The sequence below is a fragment of the Enterococcus sp. NPDC086594 genome (assembly GCF_044746145.1).
In the GTDB taxonomy this organism is placed as follows: Bacteria; Bacillota; Bacilli; order Lactobacillales; family Enterococcaceae; genus Enterococcus_D; species Enterococcus_D entomosocium.
This window is the reverse complement of record NZ_JBIVBP010000002.1, coordinates 170374-189256: the sequence shown is the minus strand read 5'-3', so window position 1 is coordinate 189256 and position 18883 is coordinate 170374. Positions and strand designations below refer to the sequence as shown.

Annotated in this window: 23 protein-coding genes; 4 read left to right on the top strand and 19 right to left on the bottom strand. The window is 41.5% G+C overall.

Annotated features, from left to right (window positions below):
• The first annotated feature begins 33 nt into the window (after positions 1–33).
• The 4 genes from ACIPK1_RS05325 (at position 34) to ACIPK1_RS05310 (ending at position 2555) form a co-directional block, all read left to right on the top strand.
• Positions 34–549 carry a DUF308 domain-containing protein gene (locus tag ACIPK1_RS05325; RefSeq protein ID WP_400450144.1) on the top strand — a complete coding sequence of 172 codons (516 nt, stop codon included), beginning with the start codon at positions 34–36 and terminating at the stop codon, positions 547–549.
• Positions 550–946: 397 nt separating this feature from the next.
• The gene (locus ACIPK1_RS05320) at positions 947–1207 is read left to right on the top strand and encodes a hypothetical protein (protein WP_400450142.1); all 261 of its coding nucleotides are present in this window, start codon (positions 947–949) and stop codon (positions 1205–1207) included.
• A gap of 338 nt (positions 1208–1545) precedes the next feature.
• Positions 1546–2145, top strand: a complete 600-nt coding sequence (locus ACIPK1_RS05315) for a hypothetical protein (RefSeq protein WP_400450140.1) — start codon at positions 1546–1548, stop codon at positions 2143–2145.
• Positions 2145–2555 carry a hypothetical protein gene (locus tag ACIPK1_RS05310; protein ID WP_400450138.1) on the top strand — a complete coding sequence of 137 codons (411 nt, stop codon included), beginning with the start codon at positions 2145–2147 and terminating at the stop codon, positions 2553–2555. The genes ACIPK1_RS05315 and ACIPK1_RS05310 overlap by 1 nt, the downstream gene beginning before the upstream one ends.
• Before the next feature lie 78 nt (positions 2556–2633).
• Here ACIPK1_RS05310 and ACIPK1_RS05305 read toward each other — a convergent pair whose 3' ends face one another.
• The 19 genes from ACIPK1_RS05305 to ACIPK1_RS05215 form a co-directional block, all read right to left on the bottom strand.
• The gene (locus ACIPK1_RS05305; protein WP_400450136.1) at positions 2634–3680 is read right to left on the bottom strand and encodes an N-acetylmuramoyl-L-alanine amidase; all 1047 of its coding nucleotides are present in this window, start codon (positions 3678–3680) and stop codon (positions 2634–2636) included.
• Positions 3681–3699: 19 nt separating this feature from the next.
• The gene (locus tag ACIPK1_RS05300; protein ID WP_400450133.1) at positions 3700–3963 is read right to left on the bottom strand and encodes a DUF6275 family protein; all 264 of its coding nucleotides are present in this window, start codon (positions 3961–3963) and stop codon (positions 3700–3702) included.
• 35 nt (positions 3964–3998) lie between these two features.
• Entirely contained in the window at positions 3999–4445 is a 447-nt protein-coding gene (locus ACIPK1_RS05295) for a phage holin family protein (protein WP_241655697.1), read from the bottom strand.
• 79 nt (positions 4446–4524) lie between these two features.
• The gene (locus ACIPK1_RS05290; protein WP_400450131.1) at positions 4525–4662 is read right to left on the bottom strand and encodes an XkdX family protein; all 138 of its coding nucleotides are present in this window, start codon (positions 4660–4662) and stop codon (positions 4525–4527) included.
• A 4-nt stretch (positions 4663–4666) separates the two neighbouring features.
• Positions 4667–4969 carry a hypothetical protein gene (locus ACIPK1_RS05285; protein WP_400450129.1) on the bottom strand — a complete coding sequence of 101 codons (303 nt, stop codon included), beginning with the start codon at positions 4967–4969 and terminating at the stop codon, positions 4667–4669.
• Between the two features lie 6 nt (positions 4970–4975).
• The gene (locus ACIPK1_RS05280; protein ID WP_400450127.1) at positions 4976–5248 is read right to left on the bottom strand and encodes a hypothetical protein; all 273 of its coding nucleotides are present in this window, start codon (positions 5246–5248) and stop codon (positions 4976–4978) included.
• 48 nt (positions 5249–5296) lie between these two features.
• Positions 5297–6424 (bottom strand): hypothetical protein, encoded by a 1128-nt coding sequence (locus ACIPK1_RS05275; protein ID WP_400450125.1) that lies wholly within the window; start codon positions 6422–6424, stop codon positions 5297–5299.
• A 13-nt stretch (positions 6425–6437) separates the two neighbouring features.
• Positions 6438–6659, bottom strand: a complete 222-nt coding sequence (locus ACIPK1_RS05270) for a hypothetical protein (RefSeq protein WP_400450124.1) — start codon at positions 6657–6659, stop codon at positions 6438–6440.
• The gene (locus ACIPK1_RS05265; protein WP_400450122.1) at positions 6646–7092 is read right to left on the bottom strand and encodes a DUF1617 family protein; all 447 of its coding nucleotides are present in this window, start codon (positions 7090–7092) and stop codon (positions 6646–6648) included. Before ACIPK1_RS05265 ends, ACIPK1_RS05270 begins: the two co-directional genes overlap by 14 nt.
• A complete protein-coding gene (locus ACIPK1_RS05260) occupies positions 7089–10259 on the bottom strand; it encodes a phage tail spike protein (protein ID WP_400450120.1) in 3171 nt (1056 codons plus the stop codon). Before ACIPK1_RS05260 ends, ACIPK1_RS05265 begins: the two co-directional genes overlap by 4 nt.
• Entirely contained in the window at positions 10256–11011 is a 756-nt protein-coding gene (locus tag ACIPK1_RS05255; protein WP_400450118.1) for a phage tail protein, read from the bottom strand. The genes ACIPK1_RS05260 and ACIPK1_RS05255 overlap by 4 nt, the downstream gene beginning before the upstream one ends.
• Complete coding sequence (locus tag ACIPK1_RS05250; RefSeq protein ID WP_400450116.1) at positions 11008–15738, bottom strand: tape measure protein; 4731 nt, start codon at positions 15736–15738, stop codon at positions 11008–11010. Before ACIPK1_RS05250 ends, ACIPK1_RS05255 begins: the two co-directional genes overlap by 4 nt.
• A complete protein-coding gene (locus tag ACIPK1_RS05245; protein ID WP_400450115.1) occupies positions 15725–16306 on the bottom strand; it encodes a Gp15 family bacteriophage protein in 582 nt (193 codons plus the stop codon). The genes ACIPK1_RS05250 and ACIPK1_RS05245 overlap by 14 nt, the downstream gene beginning before the upstream one ends.
• A 4-nt stretch (positions 16307–16310) precedes the next feature.
• On the bottom strand, positions 16311–16694 hold the full coding sequence (locus ACIPK1_RS05240; RefSeq protein ID WP_400450114.1) for a hypothetical protein: 384 nt from the start codon (positions 16692–16694) through the stop codon (positions 16311–16313).
• 56 nt (positions 16695–16750) lie between these two features.
• On the bottom strand, positions 16751–17299 hold the full coding sequence (locus ACIPK1_RS05235) for a phage tail tube protein (protein ID WP_400450112.1): 549 nt from the start codon (positions 17297–17299) through the stop codon (positions 16751–16753).
• 2 nt (positions 17300–17301) lie between these two features.
• Complete coding sequence (locus ACIPK1_RS05230; RefSeq protein WP_400450110.1) at positions 17302–17697, bottom strand: minor capsid protein; 396 nt, start codon at positions 17695–17697, stop codon at positions 17302–17304.
• A complete protein-coding gene (locus ACIPK1_RS05225; protein ID WP_400450108.1) occupies positions 17697–18062 on the bottom strand; it encodes a minor capsid protein in 366 nt (121 codons plus the stop codon). The genes ACIPK1_RS05230 and ACIPK1_RS05225 overlap by 1 nt, the downstream gene beginning before the upstream one ends.
• Entirely contained in the window at positions 18062–18406 is a 345-nt protein-coding gene (locus ACIPK1_RS05220) for a putative minor capsid protein (protein ID WP_400450107.1), read from the bottom strand. Before ACIPK1_RS05220 ends, ACIPK1_RS05225 begins: the two co-directional genes overlap by 1 nt.
• Positions 18403–18855: a hypothetical protein gene (locus tag ACIPK1_RS05215; protein WP_400450105.1), complete on the bottom strand. Its 453-nt coding sequence runs from the start codon at positions 18853–18855 to the stop codon at positions 18403–18405. The genes ACIPK1_RS05220 and ACIPK1_RS05215 overlap by 4 nt, the downstream gene beginning before the upstream one ends.
• Between the last annotated feature and the right edge of the window lie 28 nt (positions 18856–18883).

Genomic DNA, 18883 nt, shown 5'->3' with positions numbered 1-18883 from the left:
AAAAATTAAGAAAATATAAAAGAGGTGTTTATAATGTTAGTTATTTTAAAAAGAAACTTCAAAAGTCACGCAATTCTCCGAGCTATTATCTATATAATTTTCGGGATTGCTATTGCAATTAATCCAGCTGGTTTCTTCAATTTTATTGGGTATGTACTTGCTGGGTACTTAACCTTGATTGGTTTAATTAATATTCTCGAAGATTTTAAAACGAGAAAAGAATCTGGTAACTGGGGATTAGGTCTATTCAGTGGGATATTTTTACTTGTATTAGCCCTTGTTGTACTTCTATTTGCGACTACCATTGCATCTATTCTCCCAATACTTCTCGGTCTATCTATTATCTCTAATGGAGCCTTTCAATTAGTACTAGGTCTTAATACCAAATCTGTAGCTTGGATTATCTATAGCATAATTCTTGTTATTGGTGGTGCATTACTTCTATTTAATCCATTCGCAAGTTTATTGATTCTTCTACAGGTATTTGGATTTACCTTAATTGCCATGGGCATACTAGAAGTCATTGGATACTTTATGTTCAGGTCTTAGTCAAAACAATAAATCCTTCCCTATCGATTCATCAATATGACTGAAATCAAAAAGGCTGCCTAATCAAATTAGATTAAACAGCCTTTTAATTATCCAAATCTAAAAAAATATATACATCAGATTTCTAATCAACTCATTGTCACATCTTTAAATTTTTCATACAGTCCGTACAGTTTTTTTATAACAAAAATTTAAACTTAGTACATAAATAGCAACATTTCTCCTATAAAAAAATAAGAGAGGCTGGTCAAATATAGGCTATTTCCGTATCCCACACTTGAATGATAAAGCAAAATTTTCATATGCAATAATGGGGTTAAGTAAAATTTATATATATTAATTAAATTTTTAGTTTCAAATCATTTCTGCTACAATAAAATAAAAAGCAGGTGATTTTATGGAAATTTTTGTCGGTATATTAGATAGGATTAGGGTAATCAATATGAATCCAGCACTAATCAGATTCACCTTGGAATTGCCAGATAAGAATCTAAATTGCTTAACACTCAATCCATTGATCATTGATAAAATGCTAATGATTCAAGAAAAGAAATATGTTGTGAAAGTCAGTGGGAAATTCAACAGTCGTGATCAGCTCATCGTCTCACAATTCGAAATAGAGAATTCTGACGACACAATCAGAAAACTCGGTATCTGAGGAATGAAATATATTGGACGCTATTCTGACCAATAATATCTATTATGTAATAATAATAAAATAAAAAAGAAGAGTGCTAGGCAAGCTTGGAAAGACTTCCCCCGAAACTTCCCCAAACTTTCTAGCCTAGTACTCTTCTTTTTGTGCACGTGACGATATAATCGTACATTATATTAAATGTCAGCGCAAACATGAGTCTTTTTCTTATATAAGTTTTATTTAAATACATACGTTATCAGCTGCTAATTATGAACTTACAAAAACGTTAGCATACATTTTATTTTCATTGTGATATCCTGATCTACTATTTATCATTAAGATTATAAGGAGGGAATATCATGAATGGAAAATTGAAATCAATAGTTTTTTTAAGTATTTTGTCACTAATCTTTAGCCTAGCTTGTCCAGGCATCAGCGCTTTGGCTGATGATGCTGATAGTAGCCAAGTTACATTATGGGATATTGAAGATGAGAATAAAGTTCAGTATGATAAGAAAGAAAACCTCGCTACCGTTGAAGTAACAAAAAACAAGCTGTTCATAAACGGTGTGCCTTATAATAAAGCAAAATTGATCAACTTATTAAAAACTGCTTCTGAAACAAATCCGGCAAGTGATATCAGCCGTCAGGCTAGATTTGCTGCAGCGGCTGGAGTCTATTTGATCCCCGGAGTTGGCGAAGTAGCACTGGCCGCTACTGGCGCCATCATTCTTGGCGGCGTGACAATTGGTGCTGGTCATTGGGCTTATAAAACCATTAAAAGTTATTTTTCCAATAAAGCAAGTGGTCCGGTAGGAAAACCCGATCTAAAAAAACAGGGTCGTGAGTTGAATAATAAAGCTAGAAATAATAAAAATTTCAAATCAAGATCAAATAAAAATCCAAACAGACCTATGAAAAAACATACGCCAAGTAAAAAACATAAAGGAGGAAAATAGTGATAAAACTATCTGTAAGACCTACAGTGAATAAGCTAATAGCAAAAAAGATAATTAACTATATTGAGTGGCTTTCAAAAAATTATGAATTTCCGTTACAAGTAGATATAAATATTACAGGGGCTAAATTTGTTTATAATAGCATAACTGTTGAAAAAGTAATCGGGACTTTCTATGCACCTTTTGATAAAGCGGAAAGATCAAGAATAAAGATTTCAACAGGTGACTTCGCTCAATTAATGAAGTTACATGGTAAAGATGATGCAATATTCTATATACTGGAAACTATCTCCCATGAGATTCAGCATTATTATCAGTGGGTCGATGATTTAGATTTTGATGAGGAAGATGCCGAGTATGGGGCAACCGAATTAACCACAGAGTATATGGAAAGTCTAAAATCTGACTAAGGTTTTATACCTGAGTTCTTTTCATTTTACAACGCAAAAAAACCCTCTTTCTCGATTCTGAGTAAGAGGGTTTTTCATTTAAATTTTAATACCAGACGTCCAATAAGATGTCACTTTACCATCTTTTGTTGGTCCAATAGCTAACCACCCAAATCCTCCAGAGCGAGGTTGGCGTACAAAGGCATATCCATTTCGTTGGACTAACACACGATCATATTTGACTTGCTGACCACGTCCCAACAAAGCAAGAACACCTAGATTAGTCGGTGTAGTTGTATCTCCGCTAGAAGTTCCTCGCAAATTGATTCCCTTAGCTGCGATCACTGTGACGGTTCCTGAACGACTATGCCAAACGTTAGCAGGTGGCGCTGCTGCAGGTGTGCTATTACTATTTGAAACCTCAGTTACTAAAGCACCAGACACCCACCCTTCACCATCAACTTCAAACCAAGTAGTAAAGCCATTGACGCTTTCACCGTTCCGAGTGATACGAGTAGCGTTGAACGTTTGTCCACGTTTCAGCGTTTTAATGATAGCAGAGTTCGTATTTTGAGCAGCACGTACATTTAGCACGTCGGTGCTCACAGTTTGGCGCTTGTTCCAAGGCTCCACATTGTAGGTAGGTGTAGGAGCAGGGCTTGGTGTAGGTGTAGATCCAGCTGAGCCACTTAAACGACTGCGAACAGTCGCCATATTGATTCCGGGACAAGTATTAGATCCGTGTCCTGAAAATTCTTTATGCCCTAATACATCAGCTGGTTTCAGATTAAATCGCTGCATGGCTGCACGAGCTCGCTCGTCAAAAGCTTTTTCTTGTTCTGCAGTAAAGGAGCAATTACCCACCACACAAATGTGGTAAGTCTTGCTGTTGTGATTCCCTACGCCATTTGTAGTGACGTTATCCCGATAGATTAATTGGACTGATCCATCACGCAAAATAATTTCGTGGTAACCACCAGTTCCCCATTTATTTGCATTACGCCAATGATTCTGAAATGCAAACACATCGCCTGTTGTAGTTCCTGAGTGGTGACGAGCAATTTTTGTGATACCTGCTACTGATCGATTTGGGTTTGTTGGTCCCATGATTCTTGAATCGCTTCGTAAATCTACAATTTTTGTCATAGTGTTTTCCTCCTAATTTTTAAGCTTTAATAGCTTTGTTTCCCCACTTTTTATATGCATCAAAGTAGTACTCGTCTTTATCACCGTTGTAGGTGATCTCGTAATACATCCCATCAAATAGCTTTGTACTTAACAGCGCTTTGTTGTTCTGCAGTACCTTAACTTGCCAGACAATAAACACATCATCCGATGTAATTTCTTCCTGATCACTCTTATCCAAATGATCATTGGTATAACTGGCTACTAGTTCTCGACATTTGTCACTAAATTTCTTCTCGTCCAAGATAATTACTCCTAAAATTTTGGTATAGAAAAAGATCAGCCCTTCGACTGATCCTGATCTTTGTGCTGATAGATTGTTTTTTCTGTTTCGCTTTGACCATCACCATAGTCTGGCGGCGTTGACTCTTTGTGTACATTTTCCTTGAAAACCGCAAGCCACTTTTGCAAGAAACCAACCTTGACCCCTGATTCATAAGCATTTTCTAGAATGCTGCTAATCTCGTAGAAAATAAGTAAGATCGTCCATACAAGCGCAATGTTGATTGGTAAACTAATCCCAATGATTGGCGCCACTTTATCAAGAGAAGCAGCTGCAAAAATTGTCGCAAACGTAATGAATTTCGTAAACAACCCCTCTAAATTCACCGCAGACATCCAACTATGGGACTTTAGGGCTTTAAAATACCCTACGACCAAATCAATAACGACAAAGGTTAAATAGACATCAATGACATCTAAACTTCCTCCGAATAAATGAACCATAAAATCTCCTCCTATAAAAAGACTGACAAAATAAAACATACCGATTACCTTCACTTTCCGAAATTGAAAAAGAGAAGCCTTAAGACTTCCCTTCTCCCTCTAAAATTGTATTTGACTGTTCCTCTGTGATTGCACCAAGTGCCAGAAACTGATTGACGTCATCTTCAGTCATCCAGCCACGATTGTACCAATCTTGAATCATCTCATAATTAAGCATCTTCCTACCCTCCTTGAGTCAACTCTCTTACTTGTTGTGCCAGTTGCAGATTTTGTAATGTCAGCTGCACAACTTGTTTACCCAAAGTGTCTGTTGCTTCTTGTAACTCCTCGACTTCTTCTGGCGTTGCAGCACTCACTACGTTCCAACGTTGGCGATTAAAATCAAAGCCAATAACTACTACATGTGGATCAATTGGTGGTGCTACTTCCGTATAGGGATGGAATATGGTGCGATTCTCCGACGCATACAATGGTCGTAGATCCTGTAAGTCCCTTGTGTCATAAATTGCTTTGTGTCTTTCCATTTTTTTTCATCCTTTCTTTTCTAATTCTGAAATTCGTTGCGCTAAATCATTATGCATCGCTCGTGTCGGGCAATCCGCTTTTAACGAAATTAAATCAAAAATCGAATACTTTAATTGATACTCGACTTTCATATAACTGATTAGTAAGCGATTTGTGTTAACAATAGACAGTTCCCTTGGATCACCATAAAGGACAAGTCGAACTTCTCCTACGTTTGAATTATCACTTGCCGTTATCCCTCGCAACATTGGTGTAACAGGAACCCTTAATTCTTGCACAGTATTTTCTCTGTGGGAATCTTTATCCACCCAAATATATCGAGGGTTTTACGTACCACCATCTTCCAGTGTTGCAAAGGCAAGCAAACGATTTCTAGATGTATGGGCTCTCCCCTTCACAGTAAATGTCACATCAGAAGTAAGTAATTGAAAAAGCTGGGCTTCTTCTTCCACGGTTGATCCTTTGAAAAAACCAAGTAATTCTGGGAATGTTCTTTTGAAATGTTCCAATAAATCAATAACGACTAAAATTTGGATAAATCCCGACGAGGATGCATTCGAAATACTTGTTTCGCTTTCTTCATCCATTGCCAAGACCTCATATTGCTCTTGTGTGATTTCAGTACCCACGTTTATATTGTTACTCGTGCTTGTGCTTGGAAAACTTGCGGTCAACCGTTGTCTGATAATGTGCGGACTTTCCACTAAGCTCGCTCTCGCTTTTCCGAAAAAATCAGTGTGTCCATCGATAGAGATCTTTTTCCCAGTCAATAGTTCCGCAAAAGACCAGTCCATCATTTCTTGTGTAATAACGTCGCTATCTTCCAGTCGCTCTTCAATATCACTTAGCCGACTCTCCATGGAAGCACGGATTTCTTCTGCCACTTCTTCAACCAACGATTCAGTATCTAAAGAAGCTAAATCAGTCTCGATTTGTTGAATCCGATCTTCAAAATCGGTTAAATCATGATCAATGCCAGCGGCCTCCTCAAGAACTAGCTTTCGAAGGTCCTCAAAACGCTTCACATAAAACTGAGCCATTTCATCAAGGTCCTGATCAAGCCAAGATTCTTGGAATTCCGTACTAAATGCAGGATAGTCGAGTGATTGACCATTGGAAAATTCGACAAAGACATAAATGATCACTGAGCCGGAGTACGCGTATATGTCATTTGGTAACATCACATTCACTTTTCCGGCTGTGGGATTCTCAATTTTGATTGAGCCATCGGCACTTTCAAAAATGACTGACTGACCTGCAGTCACGAAATCAAAGCCTAAAACGACATTGGCTCCTGAAAGGTCCAACGGCTCACCTTCAAAATGAAAGTTGATCGTCTTTTTTGCGACGCGTTGATCATAACTGAAAAACTCTGTGTTGGTAGGTACAGGAGAAGAACGTTTTTCCGCTGTTTTGTTTAAGGTGATCTCACTGGTTACGTAGAGATTTTCCATCGTCCGTCCTCCTTCAAGCGTTGTCTTCTAACGCCCACAGTTCTTTCAGAAATTCTTGAATCCCTTCACGGCAAGTCTTTTTGTTCTTTTGATACAACTCTGGGTCCTGGATACTGATTGATGGTGAAGTTGACACTCCTTTATCTTCATCGATCGAACCCGATAGATAAACAACCATCGTTTCGTCAATCATAACCTGTCCATTTACACTAGTGCTTTTGTTAGTCTTTAACATCTTGGTTTTCCTCCTTTTCAAATTCGTCCATCAAGCGATCGTAAATATCAGCTTCGTGACCCGAGATCACACCATTGTAATCAGCAAGAACTTGACCAAATTTTGCGAAGTTTTTCGAGTAAAGTCCGCCTTCAATCATCACTTCTTCATCCAAGAGTTCATTCATTTCATTGTAAAACTTAGATTTGAACTCATCTTCAATTTCATAGTTCGTCCTTGCTTCATTAATGATCAACTTGCCATCCCCGTCTTTTTTGCCATATTGATCATAAATCGCAAGCTCCGCTTCTTGGAGACCTTTAACTGCTTTTATAAGTTCCCCTTTAAATTTTGACCGATGTCGACTAGCTGCTGCCTTTAATTCCATTGCCTCAACAAATTTCAATGTTGTCCCCAGTTCATGGTTTTTCAATATGATCGTTACTTTTTTCATGCAATTTTCTCCATTTCTTGTTCTAATTTTTGGATGCGTCGCTCCTGATTTTCCACGATCGCAATCAACTCTTGATTGGTCTTTGTATTTAGGTTTATCTGCTTGTTTAAATCCAGTGCTAGATAGTGGTTTTCACCATTCATCGGTGCTTGAAGGAATGGTACATCTTGTGCTATCAACCCAAATTGTCGCCCCTCTGGTAATGTGTTTTCTTTATCAAATGGTCGATAGTTTTGTCTCCAATCAAAATCAACCATCCGGATACGCTTTGTTTCTTTTATGCCTGAAACCGATGTTTCTTCAATATTTTCTTTTAAACGAATATCTGAAGAATTGATCAGTTGTGCATTCCTCAATATATTGTTTGCCATATTGATTTCATGATTCACAAGAATGACCCCTGTATTCCCATTGATCGTCATGGAGGGAAAACCAATCCCCGATGCATTCACCCGACCAAAGATCAGATCAGAGCCTGTTCGTATTCTCAGTGCTACAACAGGTCTAGAACCATAAATCCCCCTCGAAAAGGCGCCAATCTCACTGCCGTTCGTATGATGGAAACTTAACGCTGTACCAGTCAAACGCATGAACAACGATCCTCCACCAGTAAACGTCAACGCCGTGGGTGATAAGTTCATCGTATTACCCATTGAATTAAATCCGACCTGAATGTGTTCCGCCGTAATCGCATTTGCGGCGATCTTATCCGCTGTGACAGCGCCTGCAGCAATTGCAACTGCTCTAACAGATCCTGCAAAAATTTTGTCCGCTGTAATCGCTCCTGCCACTAAGTGATTAGTCGTGATGGATCGAGCCATTATTTTATCCCCTACGATTGCACCAAAACTGATGTGTCTTGCAATAATTGCATCAGTGGCGATTAGAGAAGCTGTGATTGTGTTGACCGCAATTTCGTCAGCGGTAATGGTACGAGCGGCAATTTCGTTAGCTGTTACGGCATTTGCGGCAATCTTTTCTGTCGTCACAGCATTTGCAGCGATTTTAGATGCAATGATTGAACCTGCAGCGATTTTCCCAGCAGTGATCGCTTCAGAGGCAATGTTTGTTGAAACAATCGTCAGGGTCGCAATTTCATTTGCAGTAATCGAACGAGCGGCAATTTCATTCGCTGTCACCGCATTAGTAGAAATATGTCTGGTAATAATCGCATCAGAAGCAATTTCTAAAGCTGTGATTGTTTGGGCATTGATTTCCCTTGACGTAATTGTATTAATTGCTAGATCATCACCGACAATACTACCAGCCTGAATCTGTATAGTTGTTATACTTCCAGTTTGAATAGATCTTGCCAAAATTGTATCGGCTCGAATCTTGCCACCATCAATCTCGACTGTGTCTTGCCATTGCCAATCATGAAGTAAATCCTCAACTTCTCGAATTTCAGACATTGCATCATCGATTCGCTTTTGTGCATCAATGAAGTTTTGTTCAGCTGACTTCAAACGCTCATCCAATAGTGGTAGCGCGACGGTGTTCAAATCATTCAACGCAAGCTCGTTGTCGATCAATTTCTGCTCAAGCCCTGGTAACTTTACAGTGGTGAGTATATCCATTTCGACTTCTAGATCTTTTAACCGCCCTTCAAGATCCGGTAAAATATTTTGCTTCAGATCATAAAGCAGCTGATCATTCTCTGTCAGACGTTCATCTAATTCCGGAAGAATCCGATTGTTTAGATCGTCCAAGACGCCTTCGAGTTCATCGAGATCTTTGGTATTTGCCGTCTGGCCAAACACTTCTTCACTGAAATTACCTGCTACATCATGATGGTTGACCGCCCTTACTCGGTAATACCACTGCAGTTTTGTTTCTGTTCCGTGGGTATATGCATTGACATTTGTCTTTCCTAACAAATTACTAGGCCCCGGTACAAATCCTTTTTCTTGGGATCCATAGATCTCATACTCTCGAACGGTCAGCCCCTGCATATCCCAATGCAGTAGTACTTGGCTAAAACCACCATAGGCGACTAAATTTGTAATCGTGCCAGGTCGAACATTGGCTATGTTTCCGGGACCAATAATCGGTGGTCGATTGATCTGTTCGTCTCGATCGCGATCTTGTTCTTTTTGATTAGATCCTAGCGTGGCTCTTGAATCGCCAATCTCAATGGATTCGTATTTGTCTAACGAGACATTCCAGACCGTCTGATTGATCTTCGCATTGACGTTAACACCTAGCTTATTAAAGGCCACTGTCACAGTGTCGTACAATTCTAGCTGTTCTAATTGTCGATGTTTTTCTTGTCCAGTTGCGCTGTATAGCTCCGCAAACTTCACTTTTAGATTGACTTTAGGTACCCCTACTTGGTTGCTCGAAATATAGTACTGCCCAAACTGCCGAAGCTCAGCCACAGTCTGAGGATTGCGGCTGCTGAGATCCACCGTCTGAACTCGACGTTCCGGAAAATTATTGACGTGTGGACCATCAAGAATAACTTCCGGGAGAACTAACTCACTGGCACCTTCTTCATTTGCCTGAGCATAAGGGCGAATCGATGTGTAGGTACTCTCAATCGTTTCCTCTTGCACGAGATCCACTAAGTTCTTACCATAAGCAATAACAACGCCGGTCTCCTTACCACCTTCTCGCATCAAGCGAATTTCATTGTTATCGAAAATGTATTCACCATTGTATTTTTGAAGAATTGAGCCTTCTTTACCACCTAGTGCCTCCGCTGCGCTTTCGAAGTGGCCAACTTCGGAAAAGTCTATCGCGGTGACGGTCGTCAGATCCGTAAACACGCTAAAATCACGTTGCGGAACTAAAAGAGCACGCCACTGATTCAACGCTTCTTGCGCCGAAATAGCAGTGTGCTTCTGTCCTTTGTTTAGTGCTGTTTTTTCAGTAATCAATGCGATATGTTCACAGTAAACCGATACAATCCCATTTTGTGGTTTAGTGATCCGGACGATTTCAAATCGTTGATGCTTTGATCTCGTTCCTGGTCCTACATCGACCACAACTTTCTTCCCTTTCTCAAGCTGTGAAAATAGGACACCAAACACAGGATAGGTAAACTCTAAAAAAGGAAAGTTATTCCTTTTTCTTGTCGCAAAAACTTTGCTTGACTCTTTTAAAAGCCCTAGACCAAGCGTGCTGTAATCATTGTTTGCTTTGTCGTATAAAATCGGCACACTCATATTGCAGTCACCCTCCATCTTGGCGTAATCGTCATTTGTGTGATTTGAGTTGTAAACGAAATCGTGTTTGTTCCCGGTCGTAACTCGGGGACATGGTAGCCATCACTTTGCATCAAGATCGCACTTGAGATATTGGCTATGCCATCTCGATAAGCCGTTCCTAGCTCGCTGTCGATCGTAATCATGCCAGCACCGGCCGCTCTCAGGATTCGAAACTGCCGACTATTAATGGTCAGGGTCGCGTCTGCCGTACCGCTATATCTAAATTGGATCAACGGCAATGATTCAATTGGTTCGGGGTTCTCCAAGGTTCGCCCAGACACGTGGGCAGTTGAAGTTTGGCCATCAAGCCGAAACATTACTGGCTTGCATCGAAAAGGCAAGGCCACGTCAAAGTGATCACGCCATCGATCGAGAATACGAACTTGCGAATGAAAGATGCCTTCGTAGAAGTATTCCGGATCCTCAGAAAAAAGAAGCCGACTGTATCGCTTGGGTTCCTTCAGCCAGTGAGTAATTTCTCTGACTTGCTGGAAAAGCGACTTGTCTGCTTCTTTTCTAAGTTCCATGGGAAATGTCTTGATAATATCTTTTTCTCGTTCATTGTCGTAAATGATCGCACCTTGTCGGCCATCGACCTCGTCAAAGCGTAGATCCGATTCAGGAATCGTCAACTCCATCTCATTTAGGAGATAGAGGTTCTTGGCGGTTGATCTCTGGCCATTAAATTCAAAATACGGTTCATTCGTCATTCTAATGACCTCCTTATCTCGTCTGCAGTTTGTTGGGCAATATCCTGTGTTAGTTCTGCTACATCTTGATTGTTGCGAATGGTGATCTCGTCAAAATGAATGTCGATGTGCGGTGTATTATGGATCGTTTGGTTGGTTATTCTCGATTCACTCTTCGCAACTGGTAATGATAAGCCAAAGCCAGCGTTACCAGCAATGGCCACTGACTCGGCTTGGATATTCGGCAAAACAAGTTGTGCGCCCAAATCCTCAATGGCATCTAACGCAAAATGCTTGAAACGCTCAATCCCTTCACCAATACCAGCTGGAATCCATCGTCCCACATCCATCATCATCACTTTTGATGGTGAATTGATGTCCAAGGCTCTCTGCATCGTTTGGGCTACTTGATTGGCAATCGTAGCTGCAGTGTTCAATACTTGTGCTTGACCTGCGACTAAGCCATTGTTTAGCCCAATCATGGAGTTTTGTCCGATGCGATAAAACTGATCAGGCAAATGACTCATCTGATCTGGCATGCGTTGAGCACCCTCTCGGATTATGTCGTTCGCCTCTCGCATTCCCTCACGGTAGGCTTGATTTGATTCACGCATGGTAGCTGTGGCAATCCTTGGCATGTTCTGCAAGGTTCGATCAACATCACGATCCATCTTTTCAAATTCCTTGACGACGTCTTCTGTAGCCTTTTTGGACTGCTTAACCATTTCATCTGTCATTTTGGCAATCGATGTCAATACTTTGGAAGAATTCTGATCAATCCCTCGAGCGATCCCCTGCATCATCGGCTTACCAATCTGGTTGCCCATCTGATTGGCATTGAGTTCTTTATCTAATAAAGACATCAATTTTTTAGCTAGCTGTGTGATTGCCTGTTCGGGACCCTTACTGTTCTGGTTGATTCCTTGTGCTAGTCCAGCTGTAATGTTGCCGCCGTATTCCCTGTAGGTTCCGGAGGGCGAATTGATATCATTAACCTTACGGAAGGTTTTATTTGCCAATTCAGCCATATTTTTTGTGGCATTTTCGACTTGCGGTGCGGATTGATCAATACCTCCAGCTGCACCTTCCCCAATATTTACACCGAATCCTTTAAATGTTTCTGGATCCATTTCTTTTTCAAAGACTTCTCGTGGCACACCTGATAATTCGGCGGCACTTGCCTGAACTGCTTCCTTACTTCGATCGATGCCTTCAACGTATCCTTTACCCGGCGTCTCACCGTGAGCGACAAAAACATCTTGATCGATCACTTCACCAAATAATTTCTCAGGCGTTTCAGCTAGTTCTTTCGATGCATCTTCAACAGGTTGGATCCCTGCCAAAATACCGTCTGCTGTTCCAACGGCAAGTGGATCTGTAATTTCTGCGTAATTGGTATTAGCAATCGTTTCTTCAATCACTTGTCCCGGAACTTGTGCGATATTCTCTGCTGCCTCTGCAACTTGGTCTTCACCTTCAGCCATTCCTTCTGCAGTTTCTTCAGGAATTTTTTTGCCGACGGAGGTCAAATCCGCTTTATCCAACTCATCCCGAAGAGTACCCACAGATACATTGGCTAACTCTCGTGAAGCGAGTCGCACATCTTCTTCCCCAAGGCCATGGGTTTTGGCGAACTGTTTCGGTGCATTTTCACCTATTTTGGCGTATTCCTCTAACAGCTTCGACATTTCCTCTTCAGAAGCATTGACCATATCTGCAGCTAAAGCGCGCATTTCTGGCGTGCCTTCTGCCATCTTCTCAAGCAAGCCTGTATCCATACCATCCCCGGCTCGTGCCCACAATTTCTCCATATTGTCAGCGTGTTCGGCTTGATAGGTGAGATGATCTTTCAGGTGTTGCCTAGCCTGCCCCATGCCGTATTCTACTTTTTCAGGGACATCTTTGAAAACATCCTCGTTCTTCTTTTGAAAACTATCTAACTGACTATTTAACTCGTCGACTAATGCCTTTTGACTGTCACTCAAATTTGCATAAGAAACAATCATCATTTCGTTTGCTGCCGCCGTCGCTTCGGATGTTTCTTGCCTTTTTGCTTGCTCTTCATCCGAAAGTCGGTCTTTTTCGGCATAAATACCTTCGAGATTCTCCATAGCCTCTGCTTCTTTAGCATCCAATTCTGCTAGGGATTCCTGGACAGCTTTTTTTCCGTCAACTCCTGAGACAGCAGCATCATATTCAAGCATTGCTCGCTCTTTCGCAACTTCCTTAAGGGTAGTCTCGTAATCAGCGGCTTCTTGCGTCAGTTGGTTTTGACGTTCTACCAAGCTATTGACTTCTTCCATGCCTTTAGAAGCTTCAATGCGTTTTTGGATTTCCTCAGTGGTAGCATTTAACAAGCCTGATTCTTGATCATAGGCAAGATTCAACCCAGTAACTGAACTATTTAACTCTTCCACGGTATCGGCCATTAATTGCTTCTCAACAGCTGACTTGCCTTCTATTGCGGTCAATCGTTCTAATTCTGCAGCTAGGTCTTTGTTTCGTTCAGCATTGGAATCAATGACTTTTCCTTGTGCTTCAAATGCTTTTGCATTGGATTCCGTTGCATCATTTAGGCCATCAAATTCATCACCTAAACCATCAATTTCACTTGCTAACTCTTTTGCCGCTTTTCGATTATCATTCCAGCGCTTGAATAAAACAGCCCCTACTACAGCTGCAGCTCCCATAGCTAACCCAACACCACTGGTTGCCATTTTCAATGCAGCTGCCGCAATCGCCTTAGCCTTCATTGCAATAGTGTGCATTTTAGTAGCTGCTGTTGAACCTGCAGTCATCGCTTTTGTCTGAGCAGCAGCACTAAGATGTGATCTCTCAGCTACGGTCATTGCCTTTGTAACTGTCGCTGCCGCTGTTTTAGCACCAGTTAAGGTTTTAATTGAAGCGATAAAGCCGCGAGTGTACAACTCTGCTTTCTTTATGACCATATACCCTGCGATTGCGGTGGTTACGCCAATAATGGCTGGCGCCAAAATTACCGATGATTCTTTAAGGTCAATAATCCCACCAACCATCGTGTCAATTGCTGAGACAACAGGTGGAATCACGCCAGCTACACCGTTTAATACACCCTCGAAAGTTTTCCCAAATCCTTGGACATTTTCTTTCATTGAGCCAAAACGTGTCTCGGAAAATGCGTCATCCATAGATTCAATAATACTGGCGGTTCCACGTGCAGTGGCTGTAGCCATATTCGCAAATGAACCTTTCCATGTATCCCCTGCTTGTTGAGCCATCCCGGTAACAGAAGCTAGTTCATTGCCCCCTTCTCTCATGGCATGCTCTACAGCATCAAAGAATTCTCCAGCACTCATTTCTCCATCGCGCATAGCATCTCTGACATCCGCCACACTGCGACCAGTCGCATCTGCGTAGATTTCCCATGGATCGACACCACGACGCACCATGCGGTCCATCTGTGCCATATTGACGGTACCAGTAGCACGCATCTGAATCATCGCATCCATGACGTTATCCATTGCATCGGCGGATCCATCACCATAGAAAGCGACGGCATCGCCCCAGACTTTATAACTCTCTGTTGACTTCTCAAGGTCTTTATTTTGTAAGACCAATCGTTGGACTGTCTGTGCTGCACTATCAAGCATATAGTTGGTACCAACTACTGCATCTCGCACACCTTCCATCCCTTGTTCGGCTTCTTCGGAACTTCCGGTCAAACGTGTCATCGTGTTTTGAAAGTTATTTAAGGTATCTATACGACCAAAAGCACTGTCCAATGATCCTTTGGCCATAGACAGTGCTGTAGTTGCACCTTTAGTGAGTAACATAGCTGCACTTAATTGTCCGATCGTTCCGGTTAGTTTTTGCGCCTTCGGTTCTGGAATATGAAAGGCATTGCCTGTTTGATTTCCTACCTGTTCTGCACTATCTCCGAGATCACCAAGATCCTTTTTCATGATAGCAACTGCATCTGCAATCGATCGTGCGCCATCTTTCCCAGCAGCCTCTAAGTGCCTAGACAAGCTATTTCCAGCTGCTGTTGCAGCCAAATTTACTTCGGGCACCATTTTAGCAGAGGATTGTTTGATAGCGTCCATTGATGCGGTGGCATGTTTCGAACCTATAATAAACGGCTCGCTGATTGCTCCACCAAGACCTGGCATGGCTATTTCTACTGAACCAACCATATTCGATACAGATTTAGTGATTCCATCTGTGGAGTTGCTTGCATCTTTGGCCCCAGATTCGAAGCCTTTGGCTATTGAATTGGATGCTCGAGTCGCATGGGCTTCAACAGCTCCGCTCATTTCCCCTGTCGCATTTGAGATCTTGTAGGTAGATGCTTCTGAATCTTTAGCAGAGCTTAAGAAAGTTTCACTAATACTGCGCCCCATAATTGGTGCAGAAGATTCGACAGATGATGCCAGATCTGCGACAGTCTTGGCCACACTATCAGTCGCTTGATTGGCTCCCTTTGATCCTGAATCAAAGTTATCACCGATTGATTTACCTGCTTTTGCCGTTGATGATTCAGTCGACTTACCTAGATCTGAAACCGTCTTTTCCACCGAATCCACCGCTTTATTAGCGGACTTGGCACCTGATTCGGTGTTTGTTCCCATATCAGAACCGACTTTTTTCATCACATCGTCGGCATTTTTACCTAGTCGGGAAAAACCTTGTTCGACCATATCGATTTCTTTAGTGACTTGTTTTCCATTGACGATAATGTCGATCGTTACCTTGCCATCACTTCTGCTCATCTTCTTCACCTTCTTTCGGTAGTGCGTAGAGTTCTTTCAATTTCTTTAGTTCATCCTTGGCTTCTTTAGAACCTTTTCCTTTAGGTGGTTTTCTGGTTCGAATGGATACAATCTGTCTAAATCTCGTTTCATCCGGAAGTCCGCCGAAAAGGGCAATAAACTTTTCCCAACGCATTTTTCCTTGTTGCTCAAAAAGATCAATGCCATAAGTTTGGTAGAATGCAGCATAGATAATATCTGCATCATAGTTAAACGAAAACTGTTGTTCTGCTACATCTTTTACTTTGGGTTTGAGAAGATTGCCATTCACGTCGTATCGAGGTTCTGGTCTTTTCCAGATATCGAATGCTTCTAACACGGATAAAAAAATATCATTTTGTATCTCAATGTCATAAAGGAACGAAACACCTAATAAGAGCTGCAAGCCTAAAAGTATTTTCTCTGGTTCTGAAAGATCTGGATCCTTTAGTAAATCAAAAAGGCGTAGTACCGTATCAAAAGAAAGATTGATCCGATAAGTTACGCCTTGGATTTCAACCGTTTCATCTAATCGATACTGTAGTTTCATTTGATTATCCCTTCAGGTAACGGTTGATTTTCTCTTTGTGAATACCGACGAGCATTAAATCAAGTTCAGCATCTAGTGCATTTTTAATTGAGAAATAGCATCCTGAAAGAATTCGAGGATTCGGACTGATTGATAATAAATGCTCGGCCGTTCCCGCGCCTAATATGGCATCGATACTCTTTCCTGCAAGGTCATAATATTGCTTATCAGCAGTTTCTGTCTTAAGGGATCCATCTTCAGTTTTTTTAGAAATAGCTGCTGTCTTTTTATCGAAGTCTTCTTTTAATTTCTTATACTTGGCTTCCCAATCTGCTGTGGCATCAATTGTTACTTTTAATTCACCAATTTCAACAGGTATTTGTGTTGATTCTACGTTAATTTTGATCATGACTAATTCCTCCAATTCCATCTTTATGTAAAAAAGAGAAGCGATAAACGCTTCTCTTACTTATTGTCTTCTTTCTTGCTGTTCTTGCCCGCTGAACTAGTTGGTGGCGTTTCATCCACAATGGCTGAATTCAATGCCGCTGACTGAGCAGAAGCACCCCCAGGCGTACTTTCAATTGGAATCTGGTCAAACTTAATGCTACATGCAAACTCTTCATCCGTTTCTGCAGCACCAGATCCTGCAACAATACCTGAAACCGTTGCGTGACCAACCCATTGCTTTTTGCCATCCGATCGGATTACTCGGTGCCAAACTTTTCGTCCTGCGCCAAGTTTGTATTTCATATCTTCGATCAAAGCCTGCGCTGGATCCTCGGCTAAGTAATCTCCAGAAAAATCATAGGAACCTGCAATCCCTGTAATTCGTGTCGTTACGGTACCATCTCCGCTGTAGTACGCCTTATCATCGGTTTGTTCGTCGGTACTATCGGAAATATCCGTGATCCCATCTCCTAATGGCAGCCATGCAGATTCAGCAGGCGTTGCTCCACCATCAACATATGGTGCAATATAGTGTTTACGTTTGACGTTTTTTTGTGGGAACATATTTATTCACTCTCCTGTTTTCGTTTTATAATGTATAGCTTCGCTTGAATTACCAAGCGATAATAAAGGAACTGTTGGTTGTCTCGTCCGATAAAGAATGGTTCATTGACAATTGTCAGTCCCATAAATTGATAGGACCCATCTTCTGAAGGAATATCTTGTGTATCTTCGATGATTTCAGCTAACTGGGCCATCACTTGATCAGCGCGAGCGCTTTTTGTTTTGTACACAAATTCAAACGGTAGATCTTTAATTTTGTTGCCACTCATATACGTTTTTTCTGTCCGCCCCCCGGCTTGCGTTGATAATCTGATCGATTCTTCCTGATCTATCGCATGGATGATCACTGGCACGTCGGCTTTACTGGCTACTTCTTGTAGTCGATGAATGAAATCCATTAGAGATTTGCTCCTTTCTTGAAGGCTTGCAGCCAATCATTGATAAAAATGGGCTTCGTAGTTTCATCCCAATAGGGACCCGTCCCCGGTTGTTTATTAACAAACGGAATCCAGACACCTGTAGTTGGATGTTTTCGACCACCATAGTACTGAGGACCGGCATACGGCACATCCCAAACCAACTGACTTCCCCTGCCTGACACATGACCACTATCTCGCAAATGCTCGGTGTCCCAAGGGACGACTGTCTCATTTATTGTTTGAAGCATACGATTGGCCATGTTCAATTGTCCACGCCCTAAATTGTCTTCGCTTAATTTAGACCGGATGCCAGAAAGATCGATGTCAATCTTGATTCCAGCCATCAAACCAACTCAATTTCATAGCCAAACGGTTCAGGCAAATCGGCAAGCAATGGGATTACATGAGCAATCGTGTACTGTCTCCCTCCGAATTCAATCTGATCAGCAATAAAAAACTCTGGTAAAGATCCAGTGTATTTTCGCACCATCGTAATCAATGCATTCGGAATTTGAACTTCACCGTTTATATCTCTTGGTGAGAATTTGACAGAAAAGTCAAAGCGTACATTCCGGATCACTTGTTCCTCTTCTTCAAAAAGAGTCTCACCAATTGGTGAAATTCCAGTCTTCTTCCGATAAATCACTTCATGGGGAAAGAACCTTTTTGGCGGTAATCGCATTCTCATCGACTCACTCCTCTGTACAATAATCCAGTTCCCGAAAGCTGCATCATTGCATCGCCAGATAACAACGGTACTTCTTCCTTGGAAGTATTCCCCTTTGAACTAGAAACACTCATCCGATTAATGGACCAACTGTCAGGCTCTTGCATACCAAATGAGGTAGTGGCATCTGCTTCATACATGTACTCGATTTGATAGGCAACAGCCAACTTAAATGCGTTGCGACGCATCGGAATATCTGATTCAAGATCGTTGCTCTGATAGAAACGTCTGGTTTGAACGTCCAACAATGCACTAGCTTTTCTCAGAAGCTTGCGGAAATCTTTTTCTGTCAGTTCCGTTTCTTTGTCTACCAATCGTTTGTACTCTTTGAGAGACAAATAGCCACATGGTTCGATGCTTTCTTGATCGTCAAAGATTTCATTCAGCGGCTTTCTACGTAATCGCTCCATGTTTTCACCTCCATGAAAAAAGAGAGCG